This is a genomic window from Amorphus sp. 3PC139-8 (genome assembly GCF_040750475.1).
Lineage (GTDB): Bacteria > Pseudomonadota > Alphaproteobacteria > Rhizobiales > Amorphaceae > Amorphus.
Genome location: NZ_JABJVY010000004.1, coordinates 117,792 through 134,523 on the forward strand (window position 1 = coordinate 117,792; position 16,732 = coordinate 134,523).

A 16,732-nucleotide genomic window follows, 5' to 3' on the forward strand; every position below is an offset into this window, starting at 1 on the left:
TCGACGATGGGACCCGGTCCAGCCACGTCAGTACTCCATCGGCGGAAGCCGCCGCTCGGCCGGCTCCGCGTCGCGCATTTCGTCGACGTCGTCGGTGCCGAGCTCCTGGAAGGCCCGGTAGCTCAGAACCAAAAGAAAGGCGAACAGGGAAAACGAGATCACGATCGCCGTCAGGATCAGTGCCTGCGGCAGCGGGTTCGCGACCGTGTCGTCGACCGTCTGCAGACCAAGCGGGATCACCGGCGGCGCGGCGATCGTCAGGCGCCCGGAGGTGAAAATCAGAAGGTTCACCGCGTTGCCGAGCAACACCACGCCGATCAGGATGCGCACGGTCCGCCGCGACAGCATCATGTAGATCGCTGAGACGAAGAACAGTCCGACCAGGAGCGCGAGAATTCCCTCCATTACTCCTGCTCCGGCTCCTCAAGGGTGAGCGCGATCGTGGTGATGGCCCCCACCACAGTGAAATAGACCCCGGTGTCGAACAGCATCACCGAGGACAGCGGGATCTCCACGCCGAACAGGTGCAGCGTCACCCAGAGGCCGCTCAGGAAGCCCTTGCCGACAAAGAAGGAGAGAAAGCCGGAAAACGCGGCGAGGAACACGCCGAACCCGGCGAGCGCGATCGGATGGACCAACAGCGCGCGACGCACCGGCGCGACGCCCCAGGCGATGCCGTAGATCGAAAGCGCCGAGGCGGCGATCAAACCGCCGATGAAGCCGCCGCCGGGATCGTTGTGGCCGCGCAAAAGCACGAAGATGGAAAACAACACCGCAAGGGCGGCAATATACGGCGCAATCGTGCGAAAGATGATCGTGCTCATTGGTCGAGCGCAGCCTCCTTCAGAGATTCGCCCTGGTCGAGATCGGGCCGCGCCAGCGGACCGCGATTCTCCCGGCTCTTGAGGCGAATCAGCGCCAGAATGGCGAGCCCCGCGCACATGACCACCGAAATCTCACCCAGCGTGTCGAGGCCGCGGAAGTCGACGATGATGACGTTGACGATGTTGCGGCCGTGGGCGATCGCACGGGCATATTCGGCATAGAATTCCGAAACGCGTGGATCGAACGGCTGCTCGATCACGGCGATGAGCGCCAGGGTGAATGCGCCGCCGCAGGCAAGCGCCAAGGCACCATCGCGCAGCCGGGTCGGGAATGGCCGATGATCGGTGGGGCTCAGGTTCAGGCGCGTCATCACCAGGGCGAGGATCACCACCGACAGGATCTCCACCATGAACTGGGTGAAGGAGAGATCCGGAGCGCCATAGAGCATGAAGATGATGGCCACCATCGTGCCCTGGATTCCGAGCGTGACGATGGCGATCAGGCGCGTCTGGGCGACCAGCACGGCCAAGAGGCTCGCCGCGGCAATGCCTAGAACCACCCAGAAATAGAAGGGCGCGTCGGCGTTGATCCCCATGAAGGTCGGGAATTCGCCGAACAACCACATCGGCACGAGCAGCCCGACCGTCACGGCCAGGAAAGTGATCGTGACATAGCCCTTCATGCGGCCCGGCTGCAGGATGTCGCTGAGGCCGCTGGCCAGGAACACAAGGCTGCGCAAGATCTGGTCGAAACCGCGATCCGGCCCCCAGCCGATGCCGTCCAACACGCTCACGAACAAGCGGCGCAGCGGCCGATAGACCACAGCGAACACGACGCCGAGCGCGATCGTGATCAGAGTCAGAATCACCGGCGGCTTCAGGCCCGTGGGGATCAAATGCAGGTGAAGATCGAGCGGACGCCCCGCCACCGCGCTCGCCATCGGCCCCACGATCGCATGCGTGGTCGCCTCCAGCCCGAGCGCGCCCACAAGCGACAACAGCCCCAGGACGATCGGGCCGAGCCAGAGCGAGATCGGACCTTCATGGGCCGGCTTCGGCGTTTCCTGGTGCGCGCCCAGGAACGGCTTGAAAACCAGGATCACCGCCACGGCGAACATCATCGCGTTGCCGAGAACCGCCACGGCGAGCGCCAGCGAGACGCCGGAGGCATGCCACAGGCCCTCGTACAGCACCTCCTTGGCCACGAACCCGATCAGCGGCGGCAGTCCGGCCATCGACAGGCACGCAATCAGCGCCGCGAAGAAGGTAATCGGCATCTTGCCGGCAAGACCGCCGAGACCGTCGATCTCGCGCGTGCCGGTCTCATGGTCGATGGTGCCGGCAACCATGAACAGGCCGCCTTTGAACAACGCGTGGGCGATCAGGTAGAGGACGGCGCCGGTCAGCGCCATCTCGGTGCCGATCCCGGTCAGAAACACCAGCACGCCGAGCGAGGCGACGGTCGTGTAGGCGAGGATCTGCTTCAGGTCGGTGTTACGGACGGCCAGCACCATGCCGGTCAGGAACGTCGCCCCGCCGAAGATGGGCAGGATGGTTTCCCAAAGCAGCGTGTCGCCGAACGCCGGATTGAGCCGCATCAGGAGGTAGACGCCGGCCTTCACCATGGTGGCGGAATGCAGATAGGCCGACACCGGCGTCGGCGCTTCCATGGCGTTGGGCAACCAGGAATGCAGTGGCACCTGCGCCGATTTGGCGAACGCCCCGCCGAGCACCAGGATCAGGATCGGCAGATAGGCGGCGCTGTCGCGCACGGCATCGCCCGACGCGAGCACATCGCTCAGGCTGGAGGCACCGGTCGAAATCATCAGGAGCAGGAAGCCGGCAAGCAGCGCAAGCCCGCCGCCGCCGGTGATCACCAGCGCCTGCAACGCCGCCCGGCGCGATGCGGAGCGGGTATGATCGAAGCCGATCAGCAGGAACGACGTGATCGACGTCAGCTCCCAGAACACGAACAGCGACATCAGGTCGTCGGCAATGACGAGCCCCAGCATCGCGCCCATGAACAACAGGATGAAGGAGAAGAAGCGTCCCTGATTCGGGTGGCCCTTCAGGTAGCCACCGGAATAGATGACGATGAACGTCCCGATCCCGGTGATGAGCAGCGCGAACAGCAGCGACAGCCCATCCAGGCGGATGGAGTAACGGATCGACAGGCTCGGGATCCAATCGATACCGGCGCGAAGCACCGATCCGTCGGCAATCGCCGGCACCATCTGCGCGAAGTGCACGAACAGAAGCGCGGGCACGATGGCCAGAATCCAACCGGCGCGATGCCCGACCAGGCTCTTGAGCCAGGGACCGAGAGCGGCGGCAACGAACGGCGCGAGCGCAAATATTAGCGTTCCGTCGATCGCACTCGGCGGCATGCGTACGCGCCTCCTGGAGCTTCCGGCCGAACCGCCGGACACTGAACACGTTTCCGCATGCCCTCCCACGGACGGCTGACAGCGGCACCCTTTTTTGACATATCGTTGGTCACGACGGCGAGCAAGCGACCCGCTGTTGAAAATTGACGCATCCCTTACCGGTGGGCGACCTCACGCCAGCGCTTGAGAGGCTTGATCGGCCTTCCTAAGTCTGGGCAAGTCGCGGCAGAGACACGCCGACTTGCCTATGTGCGCCGCCCTCTCTCCGCCGAGGTCGAAAAGGATCGCCCGCCATGAGCGAAAATCACGGAAAAGTTAGCAAGAGCGATGCCGAATGGCGCGCCGAGCTGACGCCCGAGCAATACGAGATCACGCGCAATCACGGTACGGAGCGGGCCTTCACCGGTCCCCATCTCGAAGAAAAGCGGCCGGGCATCTTCCACTGCGTGTGCTGCGATGCGCCGCTGTTTCGCACCGAGACCAAATTTGAATCCGGCAGCGGCTGGCCGAGCTTTTTCCAGCCGATCACGCCGGATGCGGTCACGCTGCACGAGGATCGGTCCTATGGAATGACGCGGGTCGAGGTGCGCTGCTCCAACTGCGACGCCCATCTCGGCCACGTGTTTCCCGATGGTCCGCAACCGTCCGGCGACCGCTACTGCATGAACGGCCTTGCGATGACGTTTGCCCCGGACGCGGGCTCCGACAATGGCTGACGCGATCGAGACGGTTTCGCTTCATCCTCCGAAGGCCCACGCCGAGCCGACGCACCGCACGGTGCACGGTGTGGAGCTGGTCGACCCGTATGCCTGGCTGCGCGACGAGAAGTGGCGCGAGGTGATGCGCGATCCGAGCGTGCTCTCCGACGACATCCGCGCCTATCTCGACGCCGAAAACCAGTATGCCGAACGCATGATGGCGCCGACGGAGGCGCTGCAGACGGCGCTGTTCGCCGAGCTGAAAGGGCGGATCAAGGAGGACGATTCCACCGTCCCCTCCCCCGACGGTCCTTATGCTTACGGCGTGCGCTTCGTCGAAGGGGCCGAGCATCCGCTGGTCGTGCGCACCCCGCGCGACGGCGGTGACGAGACCGTGCTCCTGGACGCCAACAAGGAGGCCGAAGGCAAGGGCTATTTCCGGCTCGGCGGGGTGGAGCACTCCACCGATCACCGTCTGCTCGCTTGGGCGGCCGACGAAACCGGCGGCGAGATGTTCACCCTCCACATCCGCGATCTCGCCACCGGCGCGGACTTGGACGAGCGCATTGAGCACACCTCGGGCGGCTCCGCCTGGGCGGCCGACGGCCAGACGCTGTTCTATGTGCAGCTCGACGACAATCATCGCCCGGCCCGTGTGTTCCGGCATCGGGTGGGCACGCCGGCAAGCGACGACGTGCTGGTCTACGAAGAGCCGGACCCCGGCTTCTTCGTCGGCGTCGGTCGCACTTTGTCGGATCGGTTCGTGGTGATCGACACCCACGACCACGAGACCTCCGAAGTCCACCTGATCGACGCCACAGCGCCCGAGGGCGCACTGAAGCTGATCGCGCCGCGCGTCACCGAACAGGAATACGACATCGACGACCACGGCGACCGGCTCTATATCCTGACGAATGCCGACGGCGCGGAAGATTTTCGGATCGTGACCGCACCGCTCGACCGGCCGGACCGGGAGAACTGGCAGGAGTTGGTGCCCCATGTGGAGGGGCGGCTGATCCTGTCGATGGTGGTGTTTTCCGGCCATCTGGTGCGGCTGGAGCGCGAAGATGGCCTGCCGAGGATCATCGTCCGCGATCTCGCCACCGGCGACGAGCATGCGATCGCCTTCGACGAGGAGGCCTACAGCCTCGGCCTGGTCGGCGGCTACGAGTTCGACACCACCACGCTGCGCTTTACCTATTCCTCCATGACGACGCCGGCGCGGGTCTACGACTACGACATGGTGACGCGCGAACGCATGCTCAGAAAGGAACAGGAGGTTCCCACCGGCCACGATCCGGCGAATTACGTCACCCGGCGCCTGCACTTCAAGGCGCCGGACGGCGAGGAGGTGCCGGTTTCGATCCTGTACCGCCGCGATACGTCGATCGACGGCACAGCGCCTTGCCTGCTCTATGGCTATGGTTCCTACGGCATCACGATTCCGGCGAGTTTTTCCACCAATGCGCTTTCGCTGGTCGACCGGGGCTTCGTCCATGCCGTCGCCCACATTCGCGGCGGCCGGGACAAGGGCTACCACTGGTACCGGGACGGACGGCGGGAGAAGAAGGAAAACACCTTCACCGACTTCGTCGCAGTCGCCGAAGGCATCGTCGCCGACGGCTGGGTTGCTTCGGACAAGATCGTGGCCCAGGGGGGCTCCGCCGGCGGCATGCTGATGGGCGCGATCGCCAACATGGCGCCGGAGCGCTTCCGCGGCATCGTGGCCGAGGTCCCGTTCGTGGACGTGCTCAACACCATGCTCGACCCGACTCTGCCACTCACTCCGCCGGAATGGCCGGAATGGGGAAATCCGATCGAGGACGAGGCGGCGTTCCACCGCATCCGCGGCTACAGCCCCTACGACAACGTGGCCGCCAAGACCTATCCGGCCTTGTTGGTGCTGGCCGGCGTCACCGACCCGCGAGTGACCTATTGGGAACCGGCGAAATGGGTCGCGCGGCTGAGGGCGACGGCGGCAGGCGAACCGCTGATCGTGTTCAAAACCAACATGGACGCCGGCCATGGCGGTGCCTCCGGCCGCTTCAAGCGGCTGGAAGAGGTCGCACTGATCCAGGCCTTCGCCCTGTCGGTCACCGGCACCGTCAAGGAGCGCCTTGGCGGATAATCCCCGCCGACGGGCGCTATCCGTCCGCTGTCGAAAATGCTCCGCGCCCGATCGCGTAAACGGTTCCGTCTTCCCCGCGCACCGTGACATCGGCGACCCCGATGCCACGGCCGATCCGGCGCGGCACGGCGTCGGCGTAAAGATCGCAACGCACCGGCGATTTGAGATAGTCGACCCGCAGATCGACGGTTGGCGTCGGTCGGCCCTTCACCGCGGAACACACCATCGTGCCGGCCACATCGATCAAGCTGGCGATGACGCCGCCATGGTAGGCACCGACCTTCTTGAACAGCGTGTAGCCCTCATCGAACGGCAGTTTCAGCGTCAGTGCGCCATCCGCCTCCAGCGCCACCGCCTCGACCTTCAGCGTCTTGTGAAACTCCGCCTGGGAGAGCAGCCCGGAAAGCTCGTCTAGAGTCATGTCTTGCCTCACAAAATAAGTCCCGGCAGCCAAAGCGTCAGCGCCGGGAACAGAAACAGGAGGGTCATCACCACCGCTTCGGCGGCGAGGAACCAGGTAACGCCGCGGAAGATGGTGGTCAGACCGATCTCGGGCGGGGCGACGGATTTCGCCGCGAACACGTTGAGGCCGACCGGCGGCGTGACCAGCCCGATCTCGATGAACTTAACGATGATGATGCCCATCCAGATCAGGTCGAAGCCGAGCCGCTCGAACGCCGGCAACAGCACGGCGACCGACAAAAGCATCACGCCGAACGGATCCAGCACCATTCCCAGCAACACGAACAGCAGCGCGGAGCCGAGCACCAGCAGGACCGGCGACACCGACCAGGCCTCGACCAGATCGGCGAGCGCATTCGGCAGCCCGGTAAGCGCCATCGTCCGCGTCAGCATGAAGGCGCCGATCGCCACGAACAGGATCGCGGCGGTCTGGCGGGCGGCATCGCCCAGCGCGGCCGCGAGCTCCCGCCAGCCGAATCCGCGCTGACAGAAGGCGAGCGCAATCGCCACCAACGCACCGACCGCACCAGCCTCTCCGGGGCTGAAAATGCCGCCATAGATGCCGCCCAGAATGGTGACCGCGATCACCGGAAAGGCGGCAACGCTCCAGCCCACCGGCTCGCGGGATATCTCCTCGTTTCGGGGTGCAAGCTCGGGATTGGCCCGCACCCTCAGGAAGATCATCAGCGCATAGGCGAGAGCCGTGAGCAGTCCCGGCAGGATGCCCGCAAAGAACAGCTTGGCCACGGACTGTTCCGCCAAGATGCCGTAGACGATCAAAGGGATCGACGGCGGAATCAGCGCCGCCAAAGTGCCGGCGCAGGCGGTCGTCGCGGTGGCAAGGCCCGGATCGTAGCCGGAGCGGAGCATCTGGGGCGTTGCCATCCGGCCAAGCGCTACCGTGGTGGCCAAGCTCGATCCAGAGGCTGCCCCAAAAGCGGCGCCGGCGAAATTGGTGGCGATCGCAAGCCCGCCCGGCAAGCGCCGGAGGCCTCGTTCGGCCAGTAGCAGCAGGCCGTCAGCCATGCGCGAGCGGGTGATCACCGCGCCCATGGCCAGGAACATCGGAACCGCTGCGAATTCCCAGCTTGCGGCGAACTCGTAGGGCACGCGCGTCATCAGGCTGATCGCCGCCGAAAGCGGTAGGATCGAGGCCGCGCCGCCGAACGCAGCAAGGCCAAGGGCGAGCCCCACCGGGATCCGCAGCAGGATCATGACGAGGGCCGCGGCGAGAGCGGCGCCGCCAATTTCCAAGGGCGTCATGGCCTGGCCACCCGGAACGCACGCGCCAAGGCGGCGACGGCCAGCAACGCAAAGCCGACGGCGACCATGATGTGCCCCGGCCAAGAGGGGAGCACCAGTCCCTCCAGCTCGATCCGTTTGCCGATCTTGATCGCGTGAACGGCCTGCCCGCCGGTGTACCAGGCGAGCGCCACGGCCGCCGCTGCCATCACGAGCTGGCTCAGTTGATCGAAACGGCGCCGCATGGCCGGGGTCAACGCCTTGTCGATCAGATCCACACGGATCTCCTCGCCGCGAAGCTGAACCGCAGCGAGCGCGCCAAACACCACCAGCGGCATGTAGATCTCCGCCACGATCTCCACCGTTCCGCCAAGTGGGTGGCCAAATGCGGTGCGCAGGACGATATCGGCGCCCAAATGCAGCATCATCGCCGCAAGCGCCGCCATCGCCACGCCTTCGCCAAGGCGGATGATCCAATCACTCGCGCGCAGCATCTGGCCCTTCGAAAATCAGAAGCGTACCGGCCGCATCGACCGGTGCCACCGCAAACCCGTCGCCGACCGCATAGGTCGACACGCCCGCCGCCTCGATCAGCCTTTGGGCTCCGGCGAGGTCGGAAACCGCGATGCGAATTCCCTTCAGCCCGGGGCGTGCGTCGAGACCGGGTACGCCCGCGACCGCTGCACGATAATCAGCCGGGTTGAGAAGCGCGAGCGTGACCCGGCCGTGCGGCAGCACAAGCCGTCCGCCCTCGAATCGCGCCTGCCAATGGGTGACGTAGTGCGCCGCCGTGTCGGCCGGATCTTCCGCCACCGCGATCATCTGAGAGATGCGCAAGGCGCCGTTGGGATGACCGGTGAAGTCCGGGCGCACATAGTGTTGCGCGGTGCGATGCTTACAGAAGTTCCAGTAGAACGGTGCCTGGCCCGGTTCGGGGATCGCAACGGCGAATGCGGCCTTCAGAACCTCGCCGTTGGGAAGGATCCAGTCGCGCGACAGTTCGAGAGCCGGGGAAATCGTCATCCCCTCCTCCGCAAGGCGCTCACGCACGGCCGCCGCATCTTCGACCGACAGGACAGTGGAGGCAGGCCCCGGACCGAGCAGGACCTTCTGCATCTGGGGCGGCGCGATGGCCGCGTCCTCCAATTCCATCAGCTCGATATAGTTGCAGACGCCGCTGTCGGCTGTGGTGTCGGAAAAGCAGATCAGCCGATTGGACAGGCCCGGCATTTCGCTTTTAGGCGTGGCCACGAAGCCGAGCCGCTCGAACGCGGCCCCCGCCCTCTCGCTGTCGGGCACGTGGACCATGAGATGATCGATGTCGAGAAACGCGTCGCTCATATTCTTCTTTCGTCTGCGGGAATGTCGAGCTCCAGGCCAAGTGCGGCCACGGCATCGGCCGCCCCGTCGGGGCAAGGGGTCAGCGCGACCCGGATGCGGCCGTCGGCACCGGCGCGTACAGCGATGTCCGTCACCTCCGGATAGAGCGACCGCACCGCCGACAGCGCCGCCTGATGGCGCAATGAGAGCTTGTTGATCTTGCCGACGGCCGTCAGCGGCATGGCCTCGACGATGATCACCTCCTTCGGGTGGGCGGCCCGCTCGGCGATGGCGCCGGACGCTCGCCGGAGGAGATCGTCGGGCGTGGCCTGCGCGCCCGGAGACAGCGTCACGTAGACCACCGGCAGTTCGCCCACTCTGGCATCGGGACGTCCGACGGCGGCCACCGCGGCGACCTCGTCGAGCGCGCCGAACGCCTCCTCGATCACGACCGGATCGATGTTGTGGCCGCCGCGCAGGATCATGTCCTTGGCGCGGCCGGTCAGCACCAGGTAGCCATCGGCATCGAAATAGCCGACGTCGCCGGTATCGAGCCAACGGCCCGGCCCGAGCGCCGGAGCCTCGGTGAGCCCGTCGTCGGCATGGCCGAGATAGCCGGCAAAGAGGCCGGGCGAGCGCCCCATGACCACGCCCGGTTCGCCAGGGGCAGCTTCCCGGACGGGATCGGACAGGGAGCGGATTTTCAACTCGCAATATGGAAGCCGGAGGCCGACGGACCCCGGCCGGCTTTCTCCGCCGGGCGGCGTGAAGGTGAGTACCAGGCTCGCCTCGGTCAGTCCCCAGGCTTCCTTGATCGCAATCCCCGTCGCCTTGGTGAAGCGACGGTGGGTTGCGGCCGGCAACGGTGCTGCGGACGAAACCCAGTGGCGGACGTTGGCCGGCGCGGGCGGCGCGAAGGTCTCCAGCGCGGCAGCGGCCACCGTGGGCGGGGCGAATAGAATGGTCGCTCCCTCCCGCTCGGCGATCCGCCAAAAGGCGTCGAGCATCGCCCGATCGCGAAAACCGCCCCGCCCGAGCTGGACCACCGTCGCCCGTGCGGCGACCGGTGCCAAACCGCCGAAGACCAGCCCGCCGACATGGAACAGCGGCATGCCGCACGGGATTACATCGCCAGCGCGCATGTCGCCGCCAAAGCCGGCCAGAAAGGCCATATAGGCGAGGTTCGCATGGCTCAGCCGCGCGATCTTGGGAAGGCCGGTCGTGCCGCCGGTATGGAAATAGGCGGCGATCTCGTCCGCAGCCGGCATCGGCGGCGGAGGCGCCGCATGGGCGTCGAGCCATGGCTCCAGCCGGTCGGGCCCCTCGCTTTCGCCGCAGATGATGACCTCCAGCTCCGGCATCGCCGCATGGATGTCGGCAAGCTTCTCCCAGGTCCCCTGCTTGCCCGAAGGCCCTTCCGCCAGGAGAACGCGCGCGCCGGTCCGCCGCAGCATGTCGGCGATCGCACTGGCCTCCAGAAACGGATTAATCGGCAGGATCACGCCGGCCCAGCTCGCCGCGAAGATCAGAGGCAAGGTTTCCGGGAGGCCCGGAAGCAGGCTCGCCACCACCGGCCGCCCACCGAGAGAGGAGAAGGCGCCTGCCATCCGTGCCGTTTCGGCAAACAGCTCGTCAAAGCTACGGTCGACGGGCGCGCCGTCCGGCACATCGAGGAAGCGATGGGCCAGCCCGCCGCCGGCCTCCTCGGCGGCCTTGGCGACGATCGCGGGGATCGTCTCGCCCCTGAGCCAGGTGGCAAGTGGTTCCGCTTCCACCTGTTCGACGATCGCGGGCCCGTCGAAGAGCGGCCACGCGGTCATGCGTCCGGTACCACGACGATCTTGCCGAACACCTCGCGGTCGCGCAGCATGCGGACGCCCTCGGCGGCTTCGGAGAGCGGCAGCGTCCGGTCGATCACCGGCTTGAGACGGCCCTCGGCGACGAGGCCGAGACATTTTGCGATCTCGTCCTTGGTAAAGCCGGTGGAGCCGCGGATATCCATTTCCGACATGAAGACGTAACGCAGGTCAGTCTTCGGGTCGTAGCCCGCCGTAGCGCCGCAGGTCAGCAACCGGCCGCCGCGCTTCACCGACCGCAGCGACGGCGCCCAGGTGTCGCCCCCGGTGAAGTTGACCACCACATCGAAGCCGCCCCCGCGAAACAGCGAGCCCGTGGTGCGCTTGGTGTAGGCGTCGACCGGCTCGCTCGAATAGTCGTAGGCCGCATCCGCGCCGAGCTCGATCAGGCGCTGGCACTTCGCCTCAGATCCGGCCCCCGCGGTGACGTGGGCGCCGAGAAGCTTGCCGAGAAGCACCGCCGCCGTGCCCACGCCGCCGCTCGCACCGAGCACCAGCATTCTCTCGCCGGCCGCGACCTGGCCACGGGTCACCAGCATGCGGTAGGCCGTGGCATAGGCGACCGGAAGCGCGGCCGCATCAGCGTCGCTAACGACATCCGGCATCGCGATGAGTTGCTCGGTGCGAGCGGTGACGTATTCGGCGAGCGCGCCGGGCCGGGTCTCGCCCATCATCTCGAAATGACCGGACTTGTCGTCGACATGGGCGGGATTGATCAGCACCCGATCGCCAACCGAGAACCCGGACGGCTCGCCGTTGATCTCGACGATTTCGGCCACGCAGTCGCCGCCGGTGATCATCGGGAACGGCACCTTGATGCCAGGCATGCCACGCAGCGTGAAGACGTCGAGATAGTTGAGCGACGCGGCCCGCACTTTCAAAAGCGCCCACCCCGGCGCCGGGGTTGGGGTTTCGATGTCGCCGTAGTGCAGGGCGTCAACGTCGCCGTGGCTCGTAAAATAGAGCGCTTTCATCGGGTCTCCTCTGAGAAATCAGGTCATGTGTCCAAGGCGTAGCGAACGTGGACGCTCACGCCGTCGATCAGGGGAATGGGAGACTGCCGAGGTAGCAGCAGCGGCAGCTCCGTGCATGCCAGTGCGGCCGCTTCAGCCCCCTTGCGCCGCAGCGCGTCGACGGCCCGATCGAACGCCTCCCCCGCTGCCGGGGATAGGTCTCCCCGCGTCAGGTCGCGGCGGATGCAATCGTCCAACGCCGCGGCTTCGCCACCGTCCGGCAGCACTGTCGCGATGCCGCAAGCCGCAAGCCGTTCGGCAATCGCGCCGGAGCCGAGAGTGGCCGCCGTGCCGAGAAGGCCGATCCGGCGAAGCCCGCGTCTTCGGCACTCCGCCGCGAGCGCATCGCCGGCATTGAGCAGCGAGACGCCAAGTCGTGCGGCGACATCCTCGGCGGCGAAGTGCGCGGTGAACGCCGTCAGGAGAATGCACGTCGCTCCCGCCCGCTCTGCGCGCTGGGCCGCTGTTGCGATCATGTCCGACACCGTCGCCCAATCGTCGTTGTCGGCGGCTGCGAGCAGATCGGCGAAGCGCAGCGTGACGAGGATGCTCTCCACGTTGGCATGCGGACCGAACCGCGCCTCCGCCGCCTCGTTCAGACGCGCGTAGTAGAGCGCGCTGGAGTGCCAGCTCATCCCGCCGACAAGGCCGATCCGCCGCGCGGTGCGTCCGTCAGAAGTCATAGTGGGAGAAGATGCGCTCCCGGGCGATTGCGGCGAACTTCTCCGGATCGCCGCGAAACTGCGGCAGAAGCTCTTCGTGCCAGACCCGGAACACCTCCGCGATCTCGTCGATCAGGGCGTCGGGATCGTTCACGCCTCGTGAGGCGGCAAGCTCTTTCAGGGCGGTGATCTCGCCGGCGTAGAAGGATTTCCATGCCGTTTGAAGGGCCGGGTCTCCGGGCGCAAACGCGATCTTGTCAGAAACCGCGTCCTTCACCGCAGCGTCGGCCTCGACATAGGCCCCGGTCACGTAGTCCCACAGGACGCCGGGCATCAGATCGACGATCTTGGCGCGGTCCGCCTCGGAAATGGAGCCCCATGCATCCGCGTTGAAGGTCAGCGGCGCAGCACCCGAAATGATGCCCTGCGGCATCTCGATCACGGATTTCACCGTATCCTCAAGCCCGTAGCTGCGGATCCAGGCGGTGCCCACCAGGGTGCAGTCGGCCTGACCGAGTTGCAGGCCGGACAGGATGTCGGTAATCGAAGTCTTCACCGGCGTCATGCCGATCGACTCCGCCCACCGCATCTCCGGCCGGCCGATGGTCAGCACCCGCAATCCCTGGAGATCGTCGAGCGTCGAGACTTCCTTCGTGCACTGCATGGTCAGCGGCGTCGCCGACTGGAGCAGGACCGGAACCAGGCCGGAGGCGCGGAAGTCTTCGCGGCATTCGTCGCAAACCACGAAGAACGCCTCGTTCAAGGCGCCGATGGTCGCGTACGGATCGGTGCCGAGCCCGGTCACCTCCGACATCAGCGAGCCGGCGGGCAGCTCCGCCGGATAGAACTGGGTGATCATGAAACCGGAAGCGACAACCCCGTCGGCGATCGCCTGAAGTGCGCCGGGCAGCGAAACGAGCTGGCCGCCGAGAATGGGCGTGAAGGCAACCGCTCCATCGGTCGCCTCTTGGATTTTCTCCAGCATCGGAAGCACGCCGGCCCGATTGGCCGACGAACGCTCGGGAACGCCGGAGCCGTAGGTGAAAGTCTCCGCCGAAGCTCCCGTCACGAACGCGGCGAGCGCAAGCGCAAGCGCCGACTTCGCTGCAATAGCCCGCATAAAAACTCCTCCATTTCAGGTCGCCGCGCCCCTTCTTTTTTCGCGGCTGAACAGAGGATGCGCAGTTCGCGCCTATCTGTCAACTATGTTGACGATATCGCATGTCAGGCCCTGCGGCGGCGCCAGATGGAATCCCGCTCCGGGCTTCCTTCATGAGACACGGCCGCGCGCAAAAGCAGCTCGCGCAGCGTCTCCTGCTCCTCGCTCGTCAGCGCGGCGAAATAGACCTCTTCCGCCCGCTTCACGGCCCTGAGGCCCGTTTCCAGCAGATCTCGGCCGCTTTGGGTGGCGTGAACGAGACGCGTATTCCCGCCCTCCACGGAGCGCCATTCCACGTATCCGCCCTTTTCGAAGACGGCGACCAGCTTGCTCATAGCCTGCTTGGAGATTCCGGCCTGCTCGGCCATGCTGGTCAGGGTCGCCCCTTCCGTCCGCATGGTGCGCAGGACGTGTTCGGCGGCCGAGGTGATGTCGGGAAACCCCTCCTCGCGCAGATAGGACAAGGCCAATCGGTCGAAGCCCACGTGCACCTCGTCGAGTAGGCGCCCGAGATTGCGCCGCCGCAAATCCTCGAGCTGGCTGTCGTCGAGCGTGCCCGCTGCGGGCTTCGTCTTGGTCATATCTGGCGTCTTCCTCACTGTTCGATCCGGGCGCACGTCCTGCCGCACTCAGTCGCGCGTCTCGACAAGGGCGGAAAGCACGCGAACCGCGATCGGAAGCAGCCGATCGTTGAAGTCATAGGTCGGCTGGTGAACCATCGCGGTATGGGTCTCGTCGCGCTGGCCGAGCAGGACGTAGGCGCCCGGACGCGCTTCGAGCATGAAGGCGAAATCTTCCGCGGCAAGCAAGGGCTTGAAGCTGTCGTCCAAAGCCTCCGCGCCAAGCGCGCGCACCACTGCGCCCCGCATTGTCTCTGCCGCGGCGGCCTCGTTGACCAGCACTGGAAAACCGCGCGTGTAGGTCACGTCGGCGACGACATCCCGGGTGGCGGCGATACCCTGGCAGACCCGTCGAATGCCGGCTTCCAAGGCGTCTCTGGTGCCGGGATCGAGCGTGCGCACCGTCCCACCGAGCCAGCCGTCGTCGGGCAGCACATTGTGGGTCGTGCCGGCATGGATCTCGGTCACGCTGACGACGGCCGGCACATGCGGGTCCGTTTCGCGGGCCACCAGCCCCTGCAGCGAAACCGCGGCCTCCGCCGTCGCGTAGACGGCATCGCGGCCAAGATGCGGCATGGCGGCGTGTCCACCGCGGCCACGAAAGACCGCCGTGAAGATGTCCTGGGAGGCCATCTGAGGCCCCGCACGAACCGCCGCAGACCCAAGCGGTAGCAACGGCATGTTGTGGAAGCCGTAAACCGCCTCGCAAGGAAAGCGCTCGAAAAGTCCCTCTTCGACCATCACCCGGCCACCACCGAGCCCCTCCTCCGCCGGCTGAAAGATCAGAACCACGGTCCCACGAAAGCATTTGCGGTGGGCCAGATGCTCGGCAACACCGAGCAGTGCCGCCGTGTGCCCATCATGGCCACAGCCGTGAAAACAGCCTTCGATCGTGGAGCCCCACGCGCGCCCGCTCTCCTCCCGCATCGGCAGCGCGTCCATATCGGCACGCAGCCCAATCACCGGCCCGTCGCCGTTCTCCATGGTCGCGACGACGCCGGTGCCCGCAAGCCCTCGGTTCACCGACCAGCCAAGCGTCGAAAGCCGCTCCGCCACCAGCCTGCCGGTGCGCTCTTCGGCAAAGCCGAGCTCCGGGTGGCGATGCAGATCGCGGCGGAGCGCGGTCAGGGACTCAAGGTCGACGGCGACATCGCGTTCGGGGAGCATGGCAGCCTCACTGTCAATAAAGTTGACGAAATGAAGCCGCAAGCACACCGACCTGTCAACGCTTCCCAACAGCGTTGACGGGCGACGCGAAAACCGGTTCGCCGTCCGCAGCCGCGTTAAAACCGTGGCTGAGAGCCGTTCTGCATATCGCTGAAAAGGCGTGAGGCTCTGGGGTCCCCCTCCGTCGAAGGGACTATCCCTCGTCGGCCAGCCGAGCGTACTTGCTCGGCGCGACGCCCTTTGCCGCGCGAAAGACCTTGCTGAAGTGGCTTAGGCTATCGAAGCCGACGGCGAAGGCCACATCGGTGACGCTGCGCCCTTCCCGCAGAAGACACGATGCGGCGTCCAGGCGCACGTCGCGCAAATAGGCGTGCACGGAGTTGCCGACCAGCGTCCGGAAGCCCTGTTTCAACAAGCGCTCGTTGATCCCCACCGCCCGTGCCAGGCTGGGGATCGTCCAGTCCTCGTGAAAGCGGGTTTCCAGAAGGTCGCGCGCCAACGCCACCTTCTCCCGCGCCGCCGGACGCAACGCCGCGGCGCTGCGCGGCTTCTGGAGCGCGGAAATCGCAAGCCCCAGCGCCTCGATCGCTTTCGAATGCAGGTAGAGCTTGCGCGCGATGTCGTTGGGCATGGCGCAGGCGCTGATGTCGCGTGCCAATTGAACGAGGGCCGCCGAAGCGGGAAATCCAAGAAGGTAGACCTCGTCCTCCGGCCGGCTGTGCTCCGTGAACAGATCGAAACCCAGCCGGGCCAGAGGAGCGGCCCCGACCTTCACGAGCAGCTCCGGCTCCAGCCGAACGTCCACCACATGGAAATGCTGGCCGGCAGGCAGAACATTCTCGCCGCTGGCGACCTTGCTGCTGGTGAACAGAACCGCCGCGCCGGGATAGATCTCGAACGGGCGGGCCCCGTGCACCGACAACGTTCCGGCGCCGTCCAGAAAGACGCTCAAGGAAAAGGTCGCCGGTCCTTCCGGATCGAAACTGCGCGCCTCCGGCACCACCGTGTCGATGACATAGATGGTGATGTCCTCAGCCGGCTCGTCGACCCGCACCCCGCCGGCCCAGCCAAGCTGTTCGATCTCGTGATCCACCGCCTCGCGCCAGGTCTTGTGACGGGAAGATCCGGCGGCCAATGGCTGCATTTGCGCGTTCATCTCAACCCTCCGACACAGACCCTCCGAAGAAGTCCCGA

At 66.0% G+C, this 16,732-nt stretch carries 16 protein-coding genes; 2 read left to right on the forward strand and 14 right to left on the reverse strand.

What is annotated here, in order from left to right:
* Positions 1-27 precede the first annotated feature (27 nt).
* Genes HNS03_RS05930 through HNS03_RS05940 form a run of 3 tightly spaced genes read right to left on the reverse strand, consistent with a single transcriptional unit; the run spans position 28 to position 3,211 of the window.
* The gene (locus tag HNS03_RS05930; protein ID WP_367193773.1) at positions 28-405 is read right to left on the reverse strand and encodes a Na+/H+ antiporter subunit C; all 378 of its coding nucleotides are present in this window, start codon (positions 403-405) and stop codon (positions 28-30) included.
* Positions 405-824 carry a Na(+)/H(+) antiporter subunit B gene (locus HNS03_RS05935; protein ID WP_367193774.1) on the reverse strand — a complete coding sequence of 140 codons (420 nt, stop codon included), beginning with the start codon at positions 822-824 and terminating at the stop codon, positions 405-407. The genes HNS03_RS05930 and HNS03_RS05935 overlap by 1 nt, the downstream gene beginning before the upstream one ends.
* The gene (locus HNS03_RS05940; RefSeq protein WP_367193775.1) at positions 821-3,211 is read right to left on the reverse strand and encodes a putative monovalent cation/H+ antiporter subunit A; all 2,391 of its coding nucleotides are present in this window, start codon (positions 3,209-3,211) and stop codon (positions 821-823) included. The genes HNS03_RS05935 and HNS03_RS05940 overlap by 4 nt, the downstream gene beginning before the upstream one ends.
* Positions 3,212-3,504: 293 nt before the next feature.
* On the opposite strand from HNS03_RS05940, the gene msrB reads away from it, so the two are divergent.
* Together msrB and HNS03_RS05950 are read left to right on the forward strand one after the other, a co-directional pair.
* Entirely contained in the window at positions 3,505-3,927 is a 423-nt protein-coding gene (gene msrB / locus HNS03_RS05945) for a peptide-methionine (R)-S-oxide reductase MsrB (protein WP_367193776.1), read from the forward strand.
* Positions 3,920-6,037, forward strand: coding sequence for a S9 family peptidase (locus HNS03_RS05950; RefSeq protein ID WP_367193777.1), 2,118 nt, complete (start codon positions 3,920-3,922; stop codon positions 6,035-6,037). The genes msrB and HNS03_RS05950 overlap by 8 nt, the downstream gene beginning before the upstream one ends.
* Before the next feature lie 16 nt (positions 6,038-6,053).
* Here HNS03_RS05950 and HNS03_RS05955 read toward each other — a convergent pair whose 3' ends face one another.
* The 11 genes from HNS03_RS05955 to HNS03_RS06005 form a co-directional block, all read right to left on the reverse strand.
* Complete coding sequence (locus HNS03_RS05955) at positions 6,054-6,458, reverse strand: PaaI family thioesterase (protein ID WP_367193778.1); 405 nt, start codon at positions 6,456-6,458, stop codon at positions 6,054-6,056.
* Between the two features lie 8 nt (positions 6,459-6,466).
* Positions 6,467-7,762, reverse strand: a complete 1,296-nt coding sequence (locus tag HNS03_RS05960) for a TRAP transporter large permease (RefSeq protein WP_367193779.1) — start codon at positions 7,760-7,762, stop codon at positions 6,467-6,469.
* Entirely contained in the window at positions 7,759-8,235 is a 477-nt protein-coding gene (locus HNS03_RS05965) for a TRAP transporter small permease (protein WP_367193780.1), read from the reverse strand. Before HNS03_RS05965 ends, HNS03_RS05960 begins: the two co-directional genes overlap by 4 nt.
* Positions 8,219-9,082 carry a VOC family protein gene (locus tag HNS03_RS05970; protein WP_367193781.1) on the reverse strand — a complete coding sequence of 288 codons (864 nt, stop codon included), beginning with the start codon at positions 9,080-9,082 and terminating at the stop codon, positions 8,219-8,221. Before HNS03_RS05970 ends, HNS03_RS05965 begins: the two co-directional genes overlap by 17 nt.
* The gene (locus tag HNS03_RS05975) at positions 9,079-10,881 is read right to left on the reverse strand and encodes an AMP-binding protein (protein ID WP_367193782.1); all 1,803 of its coding nucleotides are present in this window, start codon (positions 10,879-10,881) and stop codon (positions 9,079-9,081) included. The genes HNS03_RS05970 and HNS03_RS05975 overlap by 4 nt, the downstream gene beginning before the upstream one ends.
* Entirely contained in the window at positions 10,878-11,891 is a 1,014-nt protein-coding gene (locus HNS03_RS05980) for a zinc-binding dehydrogenase (protein WP_367193783.1), read from the reverse strand. Before HNS03_RS05980 ends, HNS03_RS05975 begins: the two co-directional genes overlap by 4 nt.
* A gap of 23 nt (positions 11,892-11,914) precedes the next feature.
* A complete protein-coding gene (locus HNS03_RS05985; RefSeq protein ID WP_367193784.1) occupies positions 11,915-12,613 on the reverse strand; it encodes an aspartate/glutamate racemase family protein in 699 nt (232 codons plus the stop codon).
* Complete coding sequence (locus HNS03_RS05990) at positions 12,603-13,712, reverse strand: hypothetical protein (RefSeq protein ID WP_367193785.1); 1,110 nt, start codon at positions 13,710-13,712, stop codon at positions 12,603-12,605. The genes HNS03_RS05985 and HNS03_RS05990 overlap by 11 nt, the downstream gene beginning before the upstream one ends.
* A gap of 104 nt (positions 13,713-13,816) precedes the next feature.
* Positions 13,817-14,332 carry a MarR family winged helix-turn-helix transcriptional regulator gene (locus HNS03_RS05995; RefSeq protein ID WP_367193786.1) on the reverse strand — a complete coding sequence of 172 codons (516 nt, stop codon included), beginning with the start codon at positions 14,330-14,332 and terminating at the stop codon, positions 13,817-13,819.
* Positions 14,333-14,380: 48 nt separating this feature from the next.
* A complete protein-coding gene (locus HNS03_RS06000) occupies positions 14,381-15,538 on the reverse strand; it encodes a M20 aminoacylase family protein (RefSeq protein WP_367193787.1) in 1,158 nt (385 codons plus the stop codon).
* A 193-nt stretch (positions 15,539-15,731) separates the two neighbouring features.
* Positions 15,732-16,694: a helix-turn-helix transcriptional regulator gene (locus HNS03_RS06005; protein WP_367193788.1), complete on the reverse strand. Its 963-nt coding sequence runs from the start codon at positions 16,692-16,694 to the stop codon at positions 15,732-15,734.
* Between the last annotated feature and the right edge of the window lie 38 nt (positions 16,695-16,732).

Bases quoted from the DNA above. Each gene is read 5' to 3' on its own strand.
- HNS03_RS05985 (WP_367193784.1), bottom strand. From the start codon at position 12,613: ATGACTTCTGACGGACGCACCGCGCGGCGGATCGGCCTTGTCGGCGGG.
- HNS03_RS05990 (WP_367193785.1), bottom strand. From the start codon at position 13,712: ATGCGGGCTATTGCAGCGAAGTCGGCGCTTGCGCTTGCGCTCGCCGCG.
- HNS03_RS05970 (WP_367193781.1), bottom strand. From the start codon at position 9,082: ATGAGCGACGCGTTTCTCGACATCGATCATCTCATGGTCCACGTGCCC.
- HNS03_RS05930 (WP_367193773.1), bottom strand. From the start codon at position 405: ATGGAGGGAATTCTCGCGCTCCTGGTCGGACTGTTCTTCGTCTCAGCG.
- HNS03_RS05965 (WP_367193780.1), bottom strand. From the start codon at position 8,235: ATGCTGCGCGCGAGTGATTGGATCATCCGCCTTGGCGAAGGCGTGGCG.
- HNS03_RS05940 (WP_367193775.1), bottom strand. From the start codon at position 3,211: ATGCCGCCGAGTGCGATCGACGGAACGCTAATATTTGCGCTCGCGCCG.
- HNS03_RS05935 (WP_367193774.1), bottom strand. From the start codon at position 824: ATGAGCACGATCATCTTTCGCACGATTGCGCCGTATATTGCCGCCCTT.
- HNS03_RS05960 (WP_367193779.1), bottom strand. From the start codon at position 7,762: ATGACGCCCTTGGAAATTGGCGGCGCCGCTCTCGCCGCGGCCCTCGTC.
- HNS03_RS05980 (WP_367193783.1), bottom strand. From the start codon at position 11,891: ATGAAAGCGCTCTATTTTACGAGCCACGGCGACGTTGACGCCCTGCAC.
- HNS03_RS05955 (WP_367193778.1), bottom strand. From the start codon at position 6,458: ATGACTCTAGACGAGCTTTCCGGGCTGCTCTCCCAGGCGGAGTTTCAC.
- HNS03_RS05950 (WP_367193777.1), top strand. From the start codon at position 3,920: ATGGCTGACGCGATCGAGACGGTTTCGCTTCATCCTCCGAAGGCCCAC.
- msrB (WP_367193776.1), top strand. From the start codon at position 3,505: ATGAGCGAAAATCACGGAAAAGTTAGCAAGAGCGATGCCGAATGGCGC.
- HNS03_RS05975 (WP_367193782.1), bottom strand. From the start codon at position 10,881: ATGACCGCGTGGCCGCTCTTCGACGGGCCCGCGATCGTCGAACAGGTG.
- HNS03_RS06000 (WP_367193787.1), bottom strand. From the start codon at position 15,538: ATGCTCCCCGAACGCGATGTCGCCGTCGACCTTGAGTCCCTGACCGCG.
- HNS03_RS06005 (WP_367193788.1), bottom strand. From the start codon at position 16,694: ATGAACGCGCAAATGCAGCCATTGGCCGCCGGATCTTCCCGTCACAAG.
- HNS03_RS05995 (WP_367193786.1), bottom strand. From the start codon at position 14,332: ATGACCAAGACGAAGCCCGCAGCGGGCACGCTCGACGACAGCCAGCTC.